The sequence below is a fragment of the Streptomyces sp. NPDC048516 genome (assembly GCF_043199875.1).
Taxonomy (GTDB): Bacteria; Actinomycetota; Actinomycetes; order Streptomycetales; family Streptomycetaceae; genus Streptomyces.
Genome location: NZ_JBICWS010000015.1, coordinates 187165 through 208220 on the forward strand (window position 1 = coordinate 187165; position 21056 = coordinate 208220).

The 21056-nt window shown below is 71.1% G+C and carries 20 protein-coding genes and 1 rRNA gene; 5 read left to right on the forward strand and 16 right to left on the reverse strand.

Features of this window, described 5'->3' with window-relative positions; translation table 11 throughout:
* Positions 1-73: 73 nt before the first annotated feature.
* The 3 genes from hemB to ACGFR7_RS27660 form a co-directional block, all read right to left on the reverse strand.
* On the reverse strand, positions 74-1063 hold the full coding sequence (gene hemB / locus ACGFR7_RS27650) for a porphobilinogen synthase (protein ID WP_393324486.1): 990 nt from the start codon (positions 1061-1063) through the stop codon (positions 74-76).
* A gap of 90 nt (positions 1064-1153) precedes the next feature.
* The gene (locus ACGFR7_RS27655) at positions 1154-1972 is read right to left on the reverse strand and encodes a helix-turn-helix domain-containing protein (protein WP_393324489.1); all 819 of its coding nucleotides are present in this window, start codon (positions 1970-1972) and stop codon (positions 1154-1156) included.
* 344 nt (positions 1973-2316) lie between these two features.
* A complete protein-coding gene (locus ACGFR7_RS27660; RefSeq protein WP_393324492.1) occupies positions 2317-3324 on the reverse strand; it encodes a MerR family transcriptional regulator in 1008 nt (335 codons plus the stop codon).
* A 98-nt stretch (positions 3325-3422) separates the two neighbouring features.
* Between ACGFR7_RS27660 and ACGFR7_RS27665 the strand changes: the two genes are divergently transcribed.
* Positions 3423-4214, forward strand: a complete 792-nt coding sequence (locus ACGFR7_RS27665) for an alpha/beta fold hydrolase (protein ID WP_393324495.1) — start codon at positions 3423-3425, stop codon at positions 4212-4214.
* 94 nt (positions 4215-4308) lie between these two features.
* Here ACGFR7_RS27665 and ACGFR7_RS27670 read toward each other — a convergent pair whose 3' ends face one another.
* The 4 genes from ACGFR7_RS27670 to ACGFR7_RS27685 are packed head-to-tail and all read right to left on the reverse strand — an operon-like array spanning position 4309 to position 9105.
* A complete protein-coding gene (locus ACGFR7_RS27670) occupies positions 4309-5958 on the reverse strand; it encodes a uroporphyrinogen-III synthase (protein ID WP_393324498.1) in 1650 nt (549 codons plus the stop codon).
* Complete coding sequence (hemC, locus tag ACGFR7_RS27675; RefSeq protein WP_393324501.1) at positions 5955-6971, reverse strand: hydroxymethylbilane synthase; 1017 nt, start codon at positions 6969-6971, stop codon at positions 5955-5957. The genes ACGFR7_RS27670 and hemC overlap by 4 nt, the downstream gene beginning before the upstream one ends.
* A complete protein-coding gene (locus tag ACGFR7_RS27680; RefSeq protein WP_393324504.1) occupies positions 6968-8335 on the reverse strand; it encodes a glutamyl-tRNA reductase in 1368 nt (455 codons plus the stop codon). Before ACGFR7_RS27680 ends, hemC begins: the two co-directional genes overlap by 4 nt.
* Positions 8332-9105: a redox-sensing transcriptional repressor Rex gene (locus ACGFR7_RS27685; protein ID WP_393324507.1), complete on the reverse strand. Its 774-nt coding sequence runs from the start codon at positions 9103-9105 to the stop codon at positions 8332-8334. The genes ACGFR7_RS27680 and ACGFR7_RS27685 overlap by 4 nt, the downstream gene beginning before the upstream one ends.
* Before the next feature lie 522 nt (positions 9106-9627).
* Between ACGFR7_RS27685 and ACGFR7_RS27690 the strand changes: the two genes are divergently transcribed.
* From ACGFR7_RS27690 to ACGFR7_RS27705, 4 genes are all read left to right on the forward strand, one after another.
* Positions 9628-9915, forward strand: a complete 288-nt coding sequence (locus tag ACGFR7_RS27690) for a glutaredoxin family protein (protein ID WP_393324509.1) — start codon at positions 9628-9630, stop codon at positions 9913-9915.
* 446 nt (positions 9916-10361) lie between these two features.
* Entirely contained in the window at positions 10362-11309 is a 948-nt protein-coding gene (locus tag ACGFR7_RS27695) for an HAD family hydrolase (RefSeq protein WP_393324560.1), read from the forward strand.
* A 330-nt stretch (positions 11310-11639) separates the two neighbouring features.
* Positions 11640-12425, forward strand: a complete 786-nt coding sequence (locus ACGFR7_RS27700; RefSeq protein ID WP_088798525.1) for an ECF subfamily RNA polymerase sigma factor, BldN family — start codon at positions 11640-11642, stop codon at positions 12423-12425.
* Between the two features lie 277 nt (positions 12426-12702).
* Complete coding sequence (locus tag ACGFR7_RS27705; RefSeq protein ID WP_393324512.1) at positions 12703-13917, forward strand: DUF5667 domain-containing protein; 1215 nt, start codon at positions 12703-12705, stop codon at positions 13915-13917.
* A 51-nt stretch (positions 13918-13968) separates the two neighbouring features.
* Here ACGFR7_RS27705 and ACGFR7_RS27710 read toward each other — a convergent pair whose 3' ends face one another.
* The 9 genes from ACGFR7_RS27710 to rrf all read right to left on the reverse strand — a co-directional run.
* Positions 13969-14964 (reverse strand): lysophospholipid acyltransferase family protein, encoded by a 996-nt coding sequence (locus ACGFR7_RS27710; protein WP_393324514.1) that lies wholly within the window; start codon positions 14962-14964, stop codon positions 13969-13971.
* Positions 14965-14978: 14 nt separating this feature from the next.
* The gene (locus ACGFR7_RS27715) at positions 14979-16028 is read right to left on the reverse strand and encodes an NAD-dependent epimerase/dehydratase family protein (protein ID WP_393324517.1); all 1050 of its coding nucleotides are present in this window, start codon (positions 16026-16028) and stop codon (positions 14979-14981) included.
* Between the two features lie 197 nt (positions 16029-16225).
* Positions 16226-16324, reverse strand: a complete 99-nt coding sequence (locus ACGFR7_RS27720) for a 30S ribosomal protein bS22 (RefSeq protein ID WP_003948845.1) — start codon at positions 16322-16324, stop codon at positions 16226-16228.
* A 119-nt stretch (positions 16325-16443) separates the two neighbouring features.
* Positions 16444-16653, reverse strand: a complete 210-nt coding sequence (locus ACGFR7_RS27725; RefSeq protein ID WP_006604741.1) for a helix-turn-helix domain-containing protein — start codon at positions 16651-16653, stop codon at positions 16444-16446.
* 128 nt (positions 16654-16781) lie between these two features.
* Positions 16782-17597 (reverse strand): phosphatase, encoded by an 816-nt coding sequence (locus ACGFR7_RS27730; protein ID WP_393324520.1) that lies wholly within the window; start codon positions 17595-17597, stop codon positions 16782-16784.
* A gap of 133 nt (positions 17598-17730) precedes the next feature.
* Complete coding sequence (locus ACGFR7_RS27735; RefSeq protein ID WP_393324523.1) at positions 17731-18906, reverse strand: acetoin utilization protein AcuC; 1176 nt, start codon at positions 18904-18906, stop codon at positions 17731-17733.
* Positions 18875-20113 (reverse strand): MFS transporter, encoded by a 1239-nt coding sequence (locus ACGFR7_RS27740; protein WP_393324526.1) that lies wholly within the window; start codon positions 20111-20113, stop codon positions 18875-18877. The genes ACGFR7_RS27735 and ACGFR7_RS27740 overlap by 32 nt, the downstream gene beginning before the upstream one ends.
* Positions 20114-20208: 95 nt before the next feature.
* Positions 20209-20886: an HAD family hydrolase gene (locus ACGFR7_RS27745; RefSeq protein ID WP_393324529.1), complete on the reverse strand. Its 678-nt coding sequence runs from the start codon at positions 20884-20886 to the stop codon at positions 20209-20211.
* Positions 20887-20963: 77 nt separating this feature from the next.
* Positions 20964-21056, reverse strand: a 5S ribosomal RNA gene (rrf, locus tag ACGFR7_RS27750); the annotation flags it as partial.

Consider the following 21056-nt stretch of genomic DNA (forward strand, 5'->3'; position numbering starts at 1 on the left):
AAAGCTCCCGCCCCCGTGGTCCGGGGACAGGAGCTTCGGCAAGGTAACGCCAGGCACGGCCGGCCGGGGCGGCTCACAGCCCCCGCGCGACCTCCGTCGCCCAATACGTCAGGATCATGTCGGCACCGGCCCGCTTGATACCGGTCAACGCCTCCAGGATCGCCTTGTCCCGGTCGATCCAGCCCTTCTCGGCGGCCGCCTCGATCATCGCGTACTCACCGGAGATCTGGTACGCGGCGACGGGTACGTCCACCGTGTCCGCGACCTTGGCCAGCACATCGAGATACGGCATCGCCGGCTTGACCATCACCATGTCGGCGCCCTCCTCCAGATCGAGCGCCAGCTCGCGCATCGACTCACGGAGGTTGGCCGGGTCCTGCTGGTAGGTCTTGCGGTCGCCCTGGAGGGACGAGCCGACGGCCTCCCGGAAGGGCCCGAAGAAGGCGGAGGAGTACTTCACCGTGTAGGCGAGGACCGACACGTCCTCGTGGCCGGTCTGATCGAGCGCGTCACGAATCACGCCGACCTGACCGTCCATCATGCCGCTGGGGCCCACCACATGGACTCCCGCGTCGGCCTGCACCTGCGCCATCTCCGCGTACCGTTCCAGCGTCGCGTCGTTGTCGACCCGGCCCTCGGCATCCAGGACACCGCAGTGCCCGTGGTCGGTGTACTCGTCCAGGCACAGGTCCGACATGATGACGAGATCGTCACCGACCTCGGCCTTCACGTCACGGATGGCGACCTGCAAGATCCCGTCGGGGTCGGTGCCCGCCGTACCGGCGCCGTCCTTCTTCGCATCCTCGGGCACCCCGAACAGCATGATCCCGGCGACCCCGGCGTCGACCGCCTCGACGGCGGCCTTCCGCAGCGTGTCGCGGGTGTGCTGGACGACGCCCGGCATGGCGGAGATCGGCACCGGCTCGCCGATCCCCTCCCGTACGAACGCGGGAAGGATCAGGTCGGCGGGGTGCAGCCGGTGTTCGGCCACCATCCGCCGCATCGCGGGGGTGGTACGCAGCCGCCGCGGCCGCGCACCGGGAAAGCTTCCGTACTTCGTCATACCGCCCACGCTACGCCCGCTTTGCCCCTGCCTTTGCCGACGGCCCGTCGGAGGGGCCGGGTCCGGCAGCAGCCCGCCCGGCGAGCCCGCTCAGGCCGCGAGCGCGGGATCCCGGGACTCCGGCTCACCGCGGCAGTCCCGGCAGAGTCCCGGCCCCCGGCCCCGGAAGGCCCGCTCGCAGCCGTCGCAGGTCTGGAAGGGGGCAGGCCGGGGTGGCCGCCCCTCGCCCGTAGGGACGCTCGGCAGGCCCTCCGGCACTGTGGGAAGCGGCGGCGGAAGCAGCTCCCGGAGGCGGTGGGCGAGCAGCCCCGCCGGGTTCTTCAGGTCGGGCGGCAGGCCCGCGGCCAGGGTGCGGCGGACGGCCTCAGCGCTCGCGCCGTTCTCGAACCAGGCGGCGACGGCAGGGGCGAGACGGCGTACGTCCCGTTCGGGGAGGGTCAGCCGGTCGTCGTTGCGACGCAGCGAGACGAGGAGCGCGCGGGCGCAGGCGTGGTGCTCGCCGGAGGCGGAGGACTCCTCGGCGGCGGGAGTCGTCGGTGCCTGCGGCCGGGGCGGCTCCGCCGCCACCGGCGACGGCGCGCCCTCCGGCTCCTCGTCGCCCTGACCGGGCCCCGTGACACCCGGAGCGCTATGGGCGTACGTACGGGTGATCACGCGGCCCTCAGCCGTCCGTTCCCGCACCCGCTCGACGTAGCCGTGCGTCTCCAACTCCCGCAGGGCGAAGGCGATCCGGTCCCGCCCCTCGGGGAAGCGGGCCGCGAGCGTACGGATATCGACCGACGCGCCCTCGGGCAGCGACAGGATGTGGGTGCCCACCCCGATCGCGGTCAGCGAGAGTTCGCGGTGCTGGGCGAGGTGGTTGCCGATGATCGTGTACCGGTCCGGCTGGTACTGCCGGATATGCGTCACCCCGCTGTGGGTGGCACTTCGACGAACACGGGATTGCGGGCGCACAGCGCCGCTAGGCTTCTGCTCAGCCATCGGGAAGCTCGTATCTTCCTCTGGTGGTCAGGCCCTCGCACTGGGATTGCCGTCCCGGCGGGGGCCGACGCATGTCTGCGGTGGCCAGGCCCGAGCCTGCCCATCCAAGTCGCCCACGCGCCAGCCGAGTTGAGCCATTTCACCCCCATGGGTGACGTACGCGGGGTTTGGTGGGTTGGGAAGGTTCTCTCCCGGGGTTCTTTGTCCTTGACCGCCCGCCGCACCGGCGGACAGGCCACCGCGTCCCGGGTTTCCGGGCGCCGGTCCGGTGTTCAGCGACCGGCTCCGGGACCGGCCGCCGCCCACAGGGTCTTGCTAGGCACCGGCCTCTCCTGGGCGACCTGCGTGTCCAGCGCGGCGCGGAGCCAGTCGTCCATGGCACCGATGGTCGGTTGCGAGGAAGCGGAGGTGAGCTCGCCGGCGAGTTGCCAGTAGCGGTCTATGAGGGGATGCGCAAGCCGGTCCAGCTGGACGCTGAGTTGGCCGCGGAAGGCAGGGGTGTCCCGCGTGTTGTGCAAGCCGGCGTGGGCGGTGACGAAACAGTCGAGGGCCTCGCCCGCGTGCGGAGGCCGTCGGTCTCGTACGTCCGCCGCGGCGAGCGCACACGCCTCGACGAGCCCTTCGTAGAGGACGGCCGGTCGGCAGGCCTCGTCGGGGGGCCGGGAAGCGAGGCGGCGGATGTCGATGTCGCGGACACGGGGGTCGGTGGCGACGGCGTGCAGCCGGACGAAGGTCAGGACCTCGGACGGGGTCGGGTCGGCGGGGGGCTGCGGCACCGCCGCTTCGAGCATCGTGGAGAGCAGGCGGGCCGGGAGCCGCGCGGGGAGTACGTGACGCCAGAAGCGGGCCAGGGCGTCCGTGTTGGGCGGGATGGTCACGGCACCGATCAGGCGCAGGCGGTCGGCGCGTTCCTCGGGGGTGCAGTCGCGGAGCAGCTGAAGGGCGGCTTCCCGCCAGCGCAGGGAGGACAGTTGCGTGCCGAGTTCCCGCAGCTGCCCCGCGACGGCGTCCTCCAGGGCGTCCGTTGCGCCCGGCCCGTTCTCCTGGGCGAGGATCCGGTCGACCTGCGGCAGCGGCAGGTCGAGGGTGCGCAGCGAACGGATCAGACGGAGCCGGTCCAGGGCCTCGGGGCCGTACCGGCGGTGGCCCCCGGCGCTGCGGGTGGCCTCGGGCAGCAGACCGCGGTCCGAGTAGAAGCGCACGGTCTTGACGGTGACGCCTGCCTGCTCGGCGAGTTCGCCGATGCTCCACATGCCGTCAGGGGACGCGGACACGGTCATGCCTTGAACCTCCCTCAGGGGGAGTTCCTACCGTAACGGCATGCGCGGCCGGGTCAACGGGGGCCGGCCGCGCGGCCGAACTGCGCGAGGAGGCGTTGATGACGACGTATGTGCTGGTCCCGGGCGGTCATATGGGCGGCTGGCTGTGGCAGGACGTGGTGGACCGGCTACGGGAGCGGGGAGCTGAGGCCCACGCGGCCACGCTCACGGGCACGGGCGACCGCCGCCACCTGGCGGGCCCGGAAACGGACTTGGAGACGCACATCGAGGATCTGGTGCAGCTCATCGATCACGTGGACGCGCCGGAGGTCGTGCTCGTCGCCCACTGCCACGGCAGCTTTCCGGCGCTGGGCGCCGCCGACCGGCGCCCGGAACGGGTGTCCCGGATCGTGTACGTGTCGGCGCCCCTGCCGATGGACGGCTTCTCGGTGCACGGCCTGATACGCGAATTCGAGCCCGACCCGGCGGTCCGCGACGCGTGGCGGCAACGGGCCGAACGGGCCGAGGACGGCTGGCGGATCCCCCCGCCGTCACCCGACGGCGTGCAGGCCGGGAACAGCGTCGCGGGCGTCTCCGCGGACGCGCTGGCCCGGCTCGTCCGCCTGGCCTCGCCGCAGCCACTGGGTGCGCTCACCCAGCCGCTCCGGCTGTCGGGGGCCACCGCCGGACTGCCGATGAGCGGCGTCTTCTGTACCGGCACGGGGACGAGCATCGCCACCGTCGAGTCCCTGGTGCGGTCGGGAGACCCGCGCTTCCATGTACTCACCGAGCCGCACGTGGCCTTCTTCGAACTCGACACCGGGCACTGGCCGATGCTCTCCGCACCGCACGCACTCGCCGACGTGCTGCTCCGGGCCGCCGCGGGTGAAGGGCAGCGGGTGACCGCGTAGTCCTGCTCAGCGAGGGCGGCGGCCGCCCGCCCTCGCGCAGAAGGGCGCCCCCTGGAGGGGCGCCCTTCAGCCGTTCCTGCTGCTACCGATCCGTTCAGCTACGAGCCCGCCGACGCGACCCCGGCCGCCGCTCGCTCGGCCGCGTCACCGGGTCCCCGGCCTCAACAGCGGCATCGCGCCGCGCCGCGCCGAAGTCCGCCAGCGCCTCGGCCAGCTTGTGCACCGACGGCTCGGGCGACATGACGTCCACCCGCAGGCCGTGCTCCTCGGCGGTCTTGGCGGTGGCCGGGCCGATACAGGCAATGACCGTCACGTTGTGCGGCTTGCCCGCGATGCCGACCAGGTTCCGCACGGTGCTCGACGACGTGAACAGCACGGCGTCGAACCCGCCGCCCTTGATCGCTTCCCGCGTCTCGGCCGGCGGCGGCGAGGCGCGCACCGTCCGGTAGGCGGTGACGTCGTCGACCTCCCAGCCCAGCTCGATCAGACCGGCGACCAGGGTCTCGGTGGCGATGTCGGCGCGCGGCAGGAAGACCCGGTCGATCGGGTCGAAGACCGCGTCGTAGGGCGGCCAGTCCTCCAGCAGACCGGCGGCCGACTGCTCACCGCTCGGCACCAGGTCGGGCTTCACACCGAAGGCGACCAGCGCCTTGGCGGTCTGCTCGCCGACCGCGGCGACCTTGATCCCTGCGAAGGCGCGGGCGTCCAGGCCGTACTCCTCGAACTTCTCCCGGACGGCCTTGACGGCGTTGACCGAGGTGAAGGCGATCCACTCGTAGCGCCCTGTGACCAGGCCCTTGACCGCGCGCTCCATCTGCTGCGGGGTGCGCGGCGGCTCGACGGCGATGGTCGGGACCTCGTGCGGCACCGCGCCGTACGAGACGAGCTGGTCGGAGAGCGAAGCGGCCTGCTCCTTGGTCCGCGGCACGAGCACCCGCCAGCCGAAGAGCGGCTTGGACTCGAACCACGAGAGGCGGTCGCGCTGGGCCGCGGCGCTGCGCTCCCCGACCACGGCTATGACCGGCTGGCCGCCGTCCGCCGAGGGCAGCACCTTGGCGGCCTTGAGCACCTGGGCGACCGACCCGAGGGTGGCGGTCCAGGTGCGCTGGCGGGTGGTGGTGCCGGCGACCGTGACGGTCATCGGGGTGTCCGGCTTGCGGCCCCCGGACACCAGCTCACCGGCGGCCGCGGCCACCGAGTCGAGGGTGGTGGAGACGACGGCGGTGGCATCACTGGCACCGACCTCGGACCAGCAGCGCGCATCGGCGCTGCGGGCGTCGACGAAGCGCACGTCGGTGCCCTCGGCGTCGCGCAGCGGGACACCGGCGTACGCGGGCACGCCGACGGCCGCGGCGATACCGGGCACCACCTCGAAGACGATGCCCTCGGCGGCGCACGCCAGCATCTCCTCGGCGACGTCACCGTCGAGACCGGGGTCCCCGGTGACGGCCCGTACGACCCGCTTGCCCGCACGGGCGGCCGCCATGACAAGATTGGCGGTGTCCCTAAGGGGAGGGACGTCGGCGGGGATTGACGCCTCGTCAGCTGATGCCTGCAGTGGTGTGTCCACCTGTGCGCGGGCATGCACGCGCACGACGTCCAGCACCTGCGGGTCGGCAATGAGTACGTCCGCGGAGGCCAGCGCCTCCACGGCACGCAGCGTCAGCAGACCCGGGTCTCCCGGCCCGGCACCCAGGAAGGTGACCTGACCGGCGGCGGAGTGGTTTGGGGCGGTGGGGTTCAAAGTGCTCGCTCCCCCATAAGACCGGCCGCACCCTTTGCGAGCATCTCGGCGGCGAGTTCACGACCCATGTTCAGCGGGGTCGACACGTCGTCGGGAGAGGCGGGTACGTGCCCGGTGGTGGACAGTTGCACCAGCGTGCTGCCGTCGGTCGTGCCGACGACACCACGCAGATGCAATTCGGTGACAACCTGCTCGTCGGCCTTGGGGCCTCCCCTGCTCGAGCGAAGTCGAGAGTTCGGGGAAAGCTCGGCCAGTGCTCCGACGGGTGCGGAACAGCCGGCCTCCAGGGCGGCGAGCAGGGAACGCTCGGCGGTCACGGCGGCCCGGGTGTCCGGGTCGTCGAGCTCGGCGAGCCGGGCGATGAGATCCACGTTGACCGCAGCGCACTCGATCGCCAGTGCCCCCTGGCCGGGGGCGGGCAAAACCATGTCGGGCGACAGCAGCTGCGTCGCCTCGTCGATCCGGCCGATCCGGGTGAGTCCGGCGGCGGCCAGTACGACCGCGTCCAGTTCCCCCTTCTCGACGAAGCCGATGCGGGTGTCGATGTTCCCGCGGATCGGCACGGTCTCCACACGCCGGCCCAGCGACCTGGCCCAGGCGTTGAGCTGCGCCATCCTCCTGGGGGACCCGGTCCCCACCCGGGCACCGTCCGGCAACTGTTCAAAGCGGAGCCCGTCCCTGGCGATCAGCGCGTCCCGGGGGTCTTCCCGTACGGGTATCGCGGCCAGCGTCAGGTTCTCGGGCTGCGTGGTGGGCAGGTCCTTGAGGGAGTGGACGGCGAAGTCGATCTCCCCGGCGAGCAGCGCGTCACGCAGCGCGGAGACGAAGACGCCGGTGCCGCCGATCTGCGCGAGGTGTTCCCGGGAGGTGTCGCCGTAGGTGGTGATCTCCACCAGCTCGACGGGCCGGCCCGTCAGCCTGCGGACCACCTCGGCGATCTGCCCGGACTGGGCCATGGCGAGCTTGCTGCGCCGCGTGCCCAGCCGCAGTGCTCTCGTGGTGCTGTCGGTCATGCCCGCTCCCGTACATCGTGCCTGTCGGCGCGCGTGTCGGCCCGGCTGACGGCGGCGACCGTCTGGGGGTCGAGGTCGAAGAGTTCCCGCAGGGCGTCCGCGTACCCGGCGCCGCCGGGCTCGCTGGCCAGCTGCTTGACCCGGACGGTGGGCGCGTGCAGGAGTTTGTCGACGACGCGGCGCACGGTCTGGGTGATCTCGGCGCGCTGCTTGTCGTCCAGGTCGGGTAGGCGGCCGTCGAGCCGGGCGATCTCACCGGCGACGACGTCCGCCGCCATGGTGCGCAGGGCGACCACGGTGGGGGTGATGTGCGCGGCCCGCTGGGCGGCGCCGAACGCGGCCACCTCGTCGGAGACGATGCCGCGCACCTTGTCCACGTCGGCCGCCATCGGCGCGTCCGCGGACGCGTCGGCCAGCGATTCGATGTCGACGAGGTGCGCGCCCTCGATCCGGTGGACCGCGGCATCTATGTCCCGCGGCATCGCGAGGTCGAGCAGCGCCAGCGGCGCCGTGTTGCCCTCGCGCGCGGCCGCGACCATCTCGCCGGCCAGGACCAGACCGGTCGCGCCGGTACAGGAGACCACGATGTCGGCGAGCGCCAGCTCCTGGGGGACGGAGGTCATGGCGGCCGCACGGGCTCGGAGCCCGTTCGCGGCGCCGGGCCCGCCCGGCTCGGTGAGGATCCGCACGAGCCGTTCGGCGCGCTCGACGGTGCGGTTGGCGACGGCCAGTTCGCCGACGCCGGCCCGTACGAGGGTGGTGGCGGCCAGCGAGGACATCGATCCGGCGCCGATGACCAGCGCCCGCTTGCCGCGCGCCCAGGTCTCGACGTCCCGGCCGCCGGCGAGCTGCTCCAGCCCGAAGGTGACCAGCGACTGTCCGGCCTTGTCGATGCCGGTCTCGCTGTGGGCACGCTTGCCGACCCGCAGCGCCTGCTGGAACAGGTCGTTCAGCAGCCGTCCCGCGGTGTGCAGCTCCTGGGCGACGGCCAGCGCGTCCTTGATCTGCCCGAGGATCTGGCCCTCGCCGACGACCATCGAGTCCAGGCCGCAGGCCACCGAGAAGAGGTGGTGGACGGCGCGGTCCTCGTAGTGGACGTAGAGGTAAGGGGTGAGCTCTTCCAGGCCGGCGCCGCTGTGGCGGGCCAGGAGGGTGGAGAGCTCTGCGACACCGGCGTGGAACTTGTCCACGTCGGCGTAGAGCTCGATGCGGTTGCAGGTGGACAGCACCGCGGACTCGGTGACCGGTTCGGCCGACACCGTGTCCTGCAGCAGCTTGCCGCGCGCCTCGGGCGCGAGCGCGGCCCGCTCCAGCACGCTCACCGGCGCGCTGCGGTGGCTGAGTCCGACGACCAGGAGGGTCATGCCGGCATCACGGCGGGCATGTCCCCGTCAGGTCCCTTACGGTCGCCGGCCACGGCTGCGGCGGCACGGGCGGCCGTGGCCGGGGTACCGCTCTCGGGCCCGGCCTCCTCGCCGGCCTTGCGCTGCTCGTGGAAGGCGAGAATCTGCAGCTCTATCGACAGGTCGACCTTGCGCACGTCCACCCCGTCGGGGACGGTCAGCACGGTCGGCGCGAAGTTGAGGATCGAGGTGACGCCGGCGGCGACCAGCCGGTCACAGACCTGCTGGGCGGCCCCGGCGGGCGTGGCGATGACACCGATCGACACGCCGTTGCTCTCGATGATGTGCTCCAGCTCGTCGGTGTGCTGGACCCCGATGCCCGCGACGGGCTTGCCGGCCATGGCCGGATCGGCGTCGATCAGCGCGGCGACCCGGAAGCCACGGGAGGCGAAGCCGCCGTAGTTGGCGAGCGCGGCGCCGAGGTTACCGATACCGACGATGACAACCGGCCAATCCTGCGTCAGCCCCAGCTCGCGCGAGATCTGGTAGACGAGGTACTCCACGTCGTAGCCGACACCGCGGGTCCCGTAGGAGCCGAGGTAGGAGAAGTCCTTGCGCAGCTTGGCGGAGTTGACCCCGGCCGCGGCGGCAAGTTCCTCGGAGGAGACCGTGGGGACCGAGCGCTCGGACAGCGCGGTCAGTGCACGCAGATACAGCGGAAGCCGGGCGACGGTGGCCTCGGGAATGCCTCGGCTGCGGGTCGCCGGTCGGTGAGTTCGGCCAGTTGCCACGGTGCTCCTGCGGGTAGAGCGGGGCTGCGGGCGACCGCATGGAACCCGACCGCCCTGTCTTCTGCAGGCTATGTCTTTGTGAACGCGTGCACAAAGATGGTGTCCGGTTTGTCCGCCCAAAGTGACCGGGGTCACGCGCCTATTACAGGCCGCCGTGGAACCAACTCCCACGTCACACCGTTCACTCGCGCCACCCGTGAAACACGGCAGCACCCACGGGAGCACGCGCCCTCACTCCTCACCGCTATACCCCCGGAAACCTACAAATCGCCCATCGATGGTAATCGACCCGGACGGCCGAGGGCGCGCCCCGGTTCGGGCTCCGCCGGCCCGTGCCCGGCCCGGCCCGTACGGCACACCCGCCCGGCGGCAGGGCCCCGGCAGCGGAACCCCGGTCCTGGCGGCCCGGCTCCGGCCCCGGCCGCTCCGGGCACGCACGCCCGGCAGCGCCCCGGTCCCGGCCGCCACGGGCACGCACGCACATCCGCCCGCCCGCGCACCGCGACCCGGCACAATGACTCCATGGCCCCCTTGTTCAGCTCGTTCAGCCGCAGCCCCCGCAAGAACCCCGCCGACCGGATGGTCACCCTCGTCGGCAAGCCGGGCTGTCACCTCTGCGACGACGCCCAGGCCGTGATCGAGAAGGTGTGCGCCGAGACCGGCGCGTCCTGGGAGAAGAAGGACATCACCGAGGACGCTGACCTGCACCGCAAGTACTGGGAGCAGATTCCGGTCATCCTCGTCGACGGCGCCCAGCACGACTTCTGGCGAGTCGACCCGAAGCGCCTGCGCACGGCCCTGGGCGCCTGACCCCGGACCCCCAACCCACCCCCGGCCCCCTCCCCGCCACGCCGCCGCCCCTCGGAACACCCCCGCCACGCCGCCCCGCCCCCCTCGAAACGCCCCCCACGGCGTCGCCCTCTCCGGGATCCCCCCTCCCCCCGCCGCGTCGCAGCCCCTCCGCAAACCCCTCTCTCCCCCGCCGCGTCACACCCCCTTCGAGAACGCCTCTCTCCCCCCGCCGCGTCGCAGCCCACCCCCGGAACCGGAATACCCTCTCCCCCCGCCACGTTGTGGCCCGAAGGGGGCTTCTCGTCCCCTTACGGGAAGTGTTCGCCCGCCCCCTAAGGCCCCGCAGAGCTGGCCGTAATGCACACTTCCCGCACTCCAGGCCCTCCTGACACGCGCCCGTAACCGGAAGCACCGAACAAACTGGCTACGCTAGCGCCATGTCGCCCGCTCGCCGATCCGGCTGGATGCCCTCCGGGGCGCTCTTCGACCTGGGCTGGATCCCTCGCCGCAGACGGCCCGCCACGGCCCGCAGCGTGCTGGCCGGCGAGGCCGCGGCCGAGGCCGCCCGCAAGTCCTCCCAGGAAGCGCCGCCCGCCGAGGAGACCGAGACCCCGGCGGAGCCCGACTTCCCGGTCGTCGGGGACACGGCCGCCGCCGCCTTCTTCGACCTGGACAACACCGTCATGCAGGGCGCCGCGCTGTTCCACTTCGGCCGCGGCCTGTACAAGCGGCACTTCTTCCACAAGCGCGATCTTGCCCGTTTCGCCTGGCAGCAGATCTACTTCCGGCTGGCCGGCTCGGAGAACCCCGAGCACATGGCGGACGTCCGCAACAGCGCACTGTCCATCGTCCAGGGCCACCGCGTCGCCGAGCTGATGTCCATCGGCGAGGAGATCTACGACGAGTACATGGCCGAGCGGGTCTGGCCCGGCACCCGCGCGCTCGCCCAGGCCCACCTCGACGCAGGTCAGAAGGTATGGCTGGTGACCGCGGCCCCGGTCGAGACGGCCACCATCATCGCCCGCCGGCTCGGCCTGACCGGCGCGCTGGGCACCGTCGCCGAGTCCGTCGGCGGCGTTTACACGGGCAAACTGGTCGGCGAGCCGCTGCACGGCCCGGCCAAGGCCGAGGCGGTCCGCGCCCTGGCCTCCGCGGAGGGCCTGGACCTCTCGCACTGCGCGGCCTACAGCGACTCCGCCAACGACATCCCGATGCTCTCGCTCGTCGGGCACCCCTATGCGATCAATCCTGACAGCCGGCTGCGCAAGCACGCCCGGGAGCAGGGATGGCGGCTGCGCGACTACCGGACCGGGCGCAAGGCCGCCAAGATCGGCATCCCCGCGGCGGCCGGCGTGGGCGCCCTGGCGGGCGGTGCCGCGGCCGCCGTCGCACTGCAGCGCCGACGCCGCTGACCAGGCCTGATCGCCTTACGGGACGGCGGGCCATCCCGGCTTCCTACCCCCTCCGCCGTCCCCTCAGTCCCTTTGCTGCCGGTTAACCACAACACGCCCTCCAACCAGGCAGATTGCGTTTCCTTCCGATCAAAAGTTGCTCAGTAATCGATACTTGATCTGCCACCAAACCGGCACGGAACGTAACTAATCGATGATTTGAGCAACTGGGTGTAGCGCTGCCTGTACGAAGCGTTATTCTCCTCAGACGCAATCCGGAACCCACACGTCCCTACGACGAGTGAACGGTCCCGCACTGCACGTGATGGAAGCTCTGCCTCTGGGAGTCCCGTGTACCCACACGTCGGGGTTGACGCCTCGGGCCTGGCTACGCTGCGTACGACACTCGTCGACCACCTGCGCAGTTTTGTCCCCACCGCGTACGCCGTCCCCGCATTCGCCTCAGCCGTCCCCGCCGCCGGACCCTGCTACGCCCTGGCCGACGGGAGCGCTGCGGTCGGCAAGGCCGCCGGCAGAACCCGCCGCTCCGGCACCGGCACGACCACCGCCCGCCGCCCCGCCGACAGCGACAGCCGTCGCATGATGGACCTCGTCGAACGAGCCCAGGCGGGCGAGGCCGACGCCTTCGGCCGCCTCTACGACCAGTACGCCGACACCGTCTACCGGTACATCTACTACCGCGTGGGCGGCCGCGCCACGGCCGAGGACCTCACCAGCGAGACCTTTCTGCGCGCCCTGCGCCGCATCGGCACGTTCACCTGGCAGGGCCGCGACTTCGGCGCCTGGCTCGTGACCATCGCGCGCAACCTCGTCGCCGACCACTTCAAGTCCTCCCGCTTCCGCCTGGAAGTCACCACCGGAGAGATGCTCGACGCCAACGAGGTCGAGCGCAGCCCCGAGGACTCGGTCCTCGAATCCCTCTCCAACGCCGCCCTGCTGGAGGCGGTACGCAAGCTCAACCCCCAACAGCAGGAGTGCGTCACGCTGCGCTTCCTGCAGGGCCTCTCGGTCGCCGAGACCGCCCGCGTCATGGGCAAGAACGAGGGCGCGATCAAGACCCTCCAGTACCGCGCCGTACGCACCCTGGCGCGGCTGCTCCCCGAAGACGCCCGCTGACCCGACCCCCTGTCCCCGGATGTCGCTGACCGGTCCCGTGCCATATCTGCTCACTCTTGGTGACCTTTCCTACCCGGTCGGTCAGATCATCGTGAGTGCGTAACCCGAGTGCCGCGCCGCTCGTTGTGCGGGATGCAGGCTCCATGCGGTCATGCCTTGCCCGCTGCCTCTCACTCGATCGAGTGGTCGCGGACAACGGCTTGCAACCGTCCGGTCCGTCTGGACAGTCAAAGCCAGTCCGGGGAGTCGAGCGGGATGACGAGAGGAGGTGCCGCCCGTGATCGCGAATGTCTCGGTGCACCGGCGGGCCAACGCCTTCGCCCAGACCCTTGAGGAGCAGGTCCTCGAGGGCACGGCGACCGAGGACCAGGTCGAAGATCCGGCCCAGGCGCCGGGCGAAGCACGGCTGTTGGCGGTCGCCGACGGCCTCGGGAAACTCCCGAGGCCGGAGATGGCAGCCGAGGTCAAGACTGTCCAGCGCGCCCAGCTCATCGCCGCGATGGAGGCCGCCTTCGCCGAAGGCGCTCCGTCCGACGGTGCCAGGGTGCCCGAGCAGCGCGAACACAGGGGCGCGCACCGCGCCACGAAATCCATCGGCAAGCTGCGTCCGCGCTCCCGCCTCACCAAGGGGCTGGCGGCCGGCGGGCTGACGGTCGGCGTCGCCGCCGGGGCGTTCACCGGCGTCGCCGCAGCCAGCTCCGACGCCCTGCCCGGCGACTCCCTCTACGGCCTCAAGCGCGGCATGGAGGACCTGAAGCTCGGCATGGCCGACGACGACTCCGACCGCGGCCGGCTCTACCTCGACCAGGCCGCCATCCGCATGATGGAGGCGCGCCGCCTGATGGAGCGCGCCCGGGTCGCCGACCTCGACCACGAAGCGCTCGGCGAGGTCCGCAAGGCGCTCGCCGGCGTCACCCACGATGCGGGTGAGGGCCACCGCCTGCTGCACCAGGCGTACGAGCGCGACGGCTCGCTCGACCCCATCCAGGCGCTGAACTCCTTCACCAAGTCCCACCGCCGCACCTGGTCGCAATTGCGCGACAAGCTCCCCGTGCAGCTCATGGACGTCCGTGACAAGGTCACTTCGGTCTTCGACGCCATGGACAAAGAGGTCGGTCCGCTCCGCCCGCTGCTGCCGCCCACCCCGGAAGGCCGTAGCCACCACCGCAACACGCCCGCCTCCGCGGGCACCGGCTCCCGGTCCGACGGGCACCCCGCGCCGTCCGGCAGCAGGTCCGCCCCCGGCACCCACACCGGTGGCTCGCACGCTTCTCGTCCGTCGGCCTCACCGTCCCAGGAGGACGGCCTGCTCGGCGGCAATACGGGCGGCCTGCTCGACCCACCGTCCAAGAGCGGCAGCGCGTCCCCGCAGGACCGCGGCCACCACCATCGGGGCCGGGGCACCGGCGGTCAGCCCGATGTCACCCTCCCGCCGCTGATCCCGGGGCTGCTTCCCGGCCTGGGCATCGACGGCGAGGATCTGCCGAAGTAGCAAAGCAGCGAAGCAGTACCTCCGGCGCTCGGTGTTCTTCCGGTCCTTCCCTCAGAAGAACACCGAGCGTCGCTGTACCAGCAGCTTGTAGAGGGTGTGCTGAATCGTTTCCCGCACCTGGTCCGTCAGGTTGAACATCAGCATCGGATCATCCGCCGCTTCCGGCGGGTAGCCGGCCGTCGGGATCGGCTCGCCGAACTGGATCGTCCACTTCGTCGGCAGCGGCACCGCCCCCAGCGGACCCAGCCACGGGAAGGTCGGCGTGAGGGGGAAGTACGGCAGCCCGAGCACCCGCGCCAGCGTCTTGGCGTTCCCGATCATCGGGTAGATCTCCTCGGCGCCCACGATGGAGCACGGCACGATCGGCACCCCGGCCTTCAGCGCCGTCGAGACGAAGCCGCCGCGCCCGAACCGCTGCAGCTTGTAGCGGTCGGCGAAGGGCTTGCCGATGCCCTTGAAGCCCTCCGGCATCACCCCGACGATCTCGCCGCGCTCCAGCAGCCGCTGGGCGTCCTCGGCGCAGGCCAGGGTGTGCCCGGCCTTGCGCGCCAGCTCGTTTATCACCGGCAGGACGAACACCAAATCGGCCGCCAGCAGCCGCAGATGACGCTGCGCCGGGTGGTTGTCGTGCACCCCGACCTGCAGCATCAGACCGTCCAGCGGCAGCGTCCCGGAGTGATTGGCGACGATCAGTGCCCCGCCCTCGGAAGGGATGTTCTCGACACCCTTCACCTCGACCCGGAAGTACTTCTCGTAGAAGGGCCGCAGCAGCGACATCAGGACCTGGTCGGTCAGCTCCTCGTCGTACCCGAAGTCGTCGACCTCGTAGTCACCCGTGATCCGCCGCCGCAGAAAGGCCAGCCCGCCCGCGATCCGCTCGTCCAGGGACCGGCCGGGGTTCGGCGGCGGTGCCGCCGCCGGAGGGTGCTCGGTCCGGGCTTCGGGTACGGGCGCCAGCGCCGTACCGCGCCCCGTGCGCCCGGCCCTCCTGGCTTTCCTGCGCGCCCGGGGCTCCTCGCCGAAGGGGATGACCTTGGCGTCCGCCATCGTGGATGAACTCCTCACTGGGTCGGGCCGCTGCGGGCCGGCAGCGCCTCGGCGAGCCGGTCGACGGTGCGGGCGAGGGACTCGGGCGGCAGCAGCCCGGGTCCACGGCTGCGGGCGAATTCCGCGAAGGTCTCCGCCGTCGTGTACTTCGGATGGAACCCCAGTGTCTCGCGCATCTGCGTCGTTTCCACGACCCTGCCGTGCGTGAGCAGCCGGATCTGTTCCGGCGAGAAATCCGAGATGCCGATGGAACGCAGCGCCGTACCGGCCCAGGTCACGGTCGGCAGCAGCAGCGGCACGGTGGGACGCCCCAGCCGCCGGGAGGTCTGCGACAGCAGCAGGACGCCGTCCCCGGCGATATTGAACGTGCCGCTGTTGAGCGTCCCGCGGCGCGGCGCGGCGGCGGCGATCCGCAGCACCTCGATGGCGTCGCCCTCGTGGACGAACTGCAGCCGCGGGTCGTAGCCGAGAACGGTGGGCCACACCGGCAGCGAGAAGTACTCGGCGAGCGGGGAATCCGCACACGGCCCGAGGATGTTGGCGAAGCGCAGCACGCACACCGCCACGTCGGGCCGGCGCCGGGCGAAGCCGCGCACATACCCCTCGACCTCGACCACGTCCTTGGCGAAGCCGCCACTGGGCAGCGACTTCGGCGTGGTGGTCTCGGTGAAGACGGCCGGGTCGCGGGGCGCGGAGCCATAGACGCTGGTGCTGGACTTGATGACCAGGCGCTGCACATTCGGGGCCTTCTGACAGGCGCCGAGCAGCTGCATCGTCCCGATGACGTTGGTTTCCTTCACCGAGGCGCGGCCGCCGCGTTTGCTCAACGGCGTGCCGTTGATATCCATATGGACGACCGTGTCGACGCCCGTCTCGGCCAGGACCCTGGCAATGGCCGGATGCCGGATATCGGCCTTGAGGAATTCGGCGCCGCCCAGATGGTGTTCCGGTGCCACGGCGTCGACCCCGATCACCCGGTCGACGTCGGGGTCGCGCTGGATACGGCGGACGAACCGGCCGCCCAGCTGCCGTGCGACTCCCGTGACGAGCACGACCTTGCCCAAGATCAGCCCTTCCTTCCCGCCGCGACCGCCGTGGCCGAGCTGTGCAGGCCACGCTATCGGGTAGGTGTTGCGCCGTGATGTCCGCAGGATGCCCGTGGCCACATTTCCGTCCGACCACCGTCCATACGGCCCACAACGCACCGCAGCCCCCGATCGCACGAGGCGATGGGGGGCTGCGAATTCGCGATCAGCGTCGCTTACTTCTTGTTACGACGCTGAACACGGGTGCGCTTGAGCAGCTTGCGGTGCTTCTTCTTCGCCATCCGCTTGCGCCGCTTCTTGATAACAGAGCCCACGACTACCCTCGCTCACTTCGAATCACTCGGTGCGGGGCGTCCGAGCCCACACTACCTACATCGGGCCAGCCTACCCGGCGACGGGCGTACGGCGTAATCCGAGGGTCGGCGAGGTCTCGTCAGGCCGATTCCACCCCCACAAAGGACTCCCGGAGATAGTCGTGAACCGCTTGCTCCGGAACCCGGAAAGACCTCCCCACCCGAATCGCGGGCAGATGGCCACTGTGCACCAAGCGGTACACGGTCATCTTTGACACCCGCATCACCGTGGCGACTTCCGCCACTGTCAGGAACACGACCTCGTTCAGAGGCCTCTGGTCTGCAGCCATGCCACACCTGCACCTTCCGCATAAGACGGTCACCGGCTTCCCCTCCGGTGACTCTTCGTCGCTATGCGCTCACTCCCCAGATTAGGGGCGGGTGATGCGAGTGGGGAAGAGGAGCAGCGAACAGCCCCCTATCGGGACAGATATGCACGATTGAGTACATAGCGCGCCAGGGGCTGGTAGTGCGCGCCCGGCACGCCATCGTCGAGCGGCACCGCCACCGACACCCGCCCCTCGGCCTCGCCGACGAACAGCGCCGGATCATCCGCATCCGCCAGCCCGATCGCCTCGATGCCCAGCTGACCTGCCCCGCAGACCCATCCATGGTCCCCGATGACCAGAGTCGGCAGGGTCCCCGCAACGCCTCCCACGGCCGCCAGAGCGGTCCGCACCGGCAGCGGTGAATGGGTGTGTACGCCCCCCTCCCCGGGCGCGCCCCGCACGCCGGTTTCTCGCATCACCGCGACTCCCCGTACGTAGTCGAGTGTGCAGGTGCGTACGCCGAACCGGGTCGCTATGTCGACACGGGCGCCATACGCCGGAGTGAGAACGGGGCAGCCCGCCGACGAGAGAGCGTCTGCGAGGGCGGCGTAGAACCCCACCAGCCGGTCCGGATGGCCGGTGCCGATCAGCACCGGCACCCGGCGGCCGGCCGCCTCTCCCACGCGTTCGGCGAACCGGTCCAGCGCCGCGAGCGTGCGGTCGGGATCGATCTCATCCGGGCCGGAAGTATGTGCGAGATCGACCGAAACCCCGCACTTCTGCCCCATCAGTCGCAGTACTTCACCGACCGGCCAGTCGCCTTCGGGATCCAGCCCCAGCAGCGCCCGGGGATCGCGCGCCGCGAAGAGCCGGTAGCGCGCCAGACTCTTCTCCCGCCTGGTCGCGATCGCCCCCGCGAGCCGCGCCTCGATCAGGTGCGCCCGCAGCGCCCCGGTGCCCAACACGCATCCCATACTGTCCGGTTGGTCGGCCCGCGGCTGCCCTGACCGACGGGTAGTCACACCTTTGGGGGCACGGCGCGGCTGCGCGGCAGGCGAGGCGGTGCGACGGAGGAGGCAGCGGGCCCCCTACCGAGACCTACGGAAGCAGCCCGTGCGCCGGGAACACCGCCCGGCGGGTGGCCAGCACCGCCTGGTCCAGCCGGTCGGCCGGGTCATAGCCGTCGTCGATGAAGTGCCGCCACTGCGGCGTACGGCCATCCGTCATCCGCAGCGGCGCCAACTGCCGCGTCCTGCGGAACACTTCGTGCCGCCATGCCTCCGGAACCATGGACGTCGGCTCGATCGGCCGGTCCGCCGCGATCGCGGCCAGATGCGTCCAGCTGCGCGGCACCACGTCCACCACCGCGTAGCCGCCTCCGCCGAGCGCGACCCAGCGGCCGTCCGCGTACTGGTGCACCAGGTCGTGACAGGCCTCCGCCACCGCGCGCTGAGCGTCCAGGCTCACCGCAAGGTGCGCCAGCGGATCCTCGAAGTGGGTGTCGGCGCCGTGCTGCGTCACGATCACCTGCGGCCGGAAGGCACCCAGCAGCTCCGGCACCACCGCATGAAAGGCCCGCAGCCACCCCTCGTCCCCGGTCCCGGCCGGCAGCGCCACATTCACCGCGCTGCCCTCCGCGCCCTCGCCGCCGGTCTCCTCCGGCCAGCCGGTCTGCGGGAAGAGCGTCCGCGGATGTTCATGCAGCGAGATCGTCAGTACCCGCGGGTCCTCCCAGAAGGCCACCTGCACCCCGTCGCCGTGGTGCACATCCACATCGACGTACGCGACCCGTTCGGCGCCCAGCTCCAGCAGCCGGGCGACCGCGAGCGCCGCGTCGTTGTAGATACAGAAGCCTGCGGCCCCGCCCGGCATCGCATGGTGCAGCCCGCCGGCGAAGTTCACCGCATGCGCCGCATCGCCGCGCCAGACGGCCTCCGCCGCACCCACCGATTGGCCGGCGATCAGCGCGGACGCTTCATGCATCCCCGCGAACGCCGGATCGTCCGCCGTCCCCAGCCCGTACGAGAGATCCGCGGCAGCGGGATCCACCGAGGCCCTGCGCACCGCTGCGATGTAGTCCTCACGATGCACCAGCCGCAGGGTGGAGTCCCCGGCAGGCTTGGCCGCGACCACCTCCAGCGGCCCGCGGTCCAGCTCGTACGCCTCCACCAAACGCATGGTCAGCGCGAGCCGGACCGGGTCCATCGGATGCCCGGACCCGAAGTCGTAGCCCGTTACTGCCTCATCCCACATCAGCTGTGCGCGGCCGCTCATATCCGTCACCGTATCGGGCCGTGGGCACCCCGAACGATCGGGCATACACCAACGTCACCAGCACCAGGGCCATCGGTACGAGCATCGCCCCCCGATAGCTCCAGGAATCACCGAGCGCCCCGACCAGCGGAGAGCCGATCAAAAAGCCCACATAATTGAAAATGTTCAGCCGCGCGACGGCCAGGTCCGAGGCCCCGGGGCCGTGCTGCTCGTCGGCGTACCGCCCCGCCGCCGCGAACGTCTGGGGCACGATCACACACAGCCCGAACCCCAGCAGCGTGAACCCCGCCATGCCGGCCCAGGCCCCCGGAGCCGCCGCCACCACCGCGAAACCGCCCGCCGCGACCACCGTCCCGGTCCGCACCACCGCGACCGCCCCGAAGCGCCGCACGCCCAGATCCCCGACAGCCCGCCCGAGCAGCGTGGTGACCATATAGACGTTGTACGGGACGGTGGCCAGCTGCTCCGAGCTCCCCAGGACGTCCTGCAGATACTTGGCGCTCCAATTGGAGACGGTCGCGTCCCCGATATACGCACACGCCATCACCAGACACAACGGCAACAGCACCCGCATCGCGACGGGCGCCACGGCCGCCCCTGGCCCCGCCGCTCCCTCCACCGGATCCCGGCGGTCCCGGTCCACGAACCAGCGGCCCACGAGCAGCGCCAGCGGCACCAGCACCGCCACCACCGGCCCGTACAGCAGCGCAAGCGACAGCTTCCAGTGCGCACCCGCCCAGGCCAGCGAGGCGCCCACAATGCCGCCCAGGCTGTACGCCGCATGGAACCCGAGCATGATGCTCCGCCCGCACGCCCGCTGCAGGCTCACCCCGAGCATGTTCATCGAGGCGTCCAGGGCCCCCACGGACAACCCGAAGACCGCCAGCGCCACGGCGGCCTGCGCCATCGACCCGACCGAACCGACCGCCAGAAGCGCCAGACACACCACGGGCTGCACGCACCGCAGGACCCGGCCGGCCCGCACCCGCTTCACCACCTGCTCGGCACCGAAGCTGCCGACCCCCGCGAGGACCGGTACCGCCGCGAGGAAGGCCGGCAGCAGTCCGTCCGAAATCCCGTAGCGCTCCTGGATGGCGGGGATGCGGGTCACGAGGAGGGCGAAGACCGCCCCCTGGACGAAGAAGCTGAGGGCGAGCGAGACCCGGCCGTGCCGTAACTGCGCTGCTGGTACCCGAGGGGCCGTCATGGCCGCTCAGCCTAGGACTCCCCACTACCACTGGGTAGATGGATCTCCCCACCAATTCCGGCGAGGTACCCGACCGGCAGGGACCTCTCCTGCCCTTACTGCAACAGCGCCGGCAGCTCCGCCATACGGGCGAACAGCGCGGTGGCCCCGGCCCCCGTCAGCGTCACCGCCGGCGTCATCGCCGTGAAGCCGTACACGTCCATCCCCGCGACGATCGCGGCCCGCACCCCCAGCGGACTGTCCTCGACCACCGCACACCGCTCCGGTGCCACACCCATCTCCCGCGCCGCATGCAGAAAGAGGTCCGGCCTCGGCTTCCCCCGCCCCACATCCTCCGAGGAGAAAATCCGCCCGGCACCACCGGCACCGCCGTCCTGGCCCTCGGCAAAACGCTCGAACAGCCCCGTCTCCTTCAACGCGACCCGGATACGCTCATGGCTCCCCGACGACCCGACGCAGTACGGCACCCCGTCGGCGACCAGCTTGTCCAGCACCTGGACCACACCCACCACGGGCTCCAACCGGCTGCGGAATTGCTCGAAGACCCGCGCATCGAAGGTCTCGTCGAACCCGGCCGGCAGCCGCTTTCCCGTCCGATCCAGCACCGTCTCGTGAATGCGGTGCTTTGCGCCGCCCATGAAGTCACGCAGCGACTCTTCATAGGTCGTCGGATGGCCCAGCTCGGTGAGGTACGCGGCCAGGATCCGGTTGGCGATCGGCTCACTGTCCACCAGCACGCCGTCGTTATCGAAAATGACCAGGTCATAGCGCATGCTCCTGAGCGTACCGAGCGGCCCCGGAACGCAGAAAAGCCCCGCACCATAAGGTGCGGGGCTTTCCCACAAAATTTGTTCGGCGGCGTCCTACTCTCCCACAGGGTCCCCCCTGCAGTACCATCGGCGCTGAAAGGCTTAGCTTCCGGGTTCGGAATGTAACCGGGCGT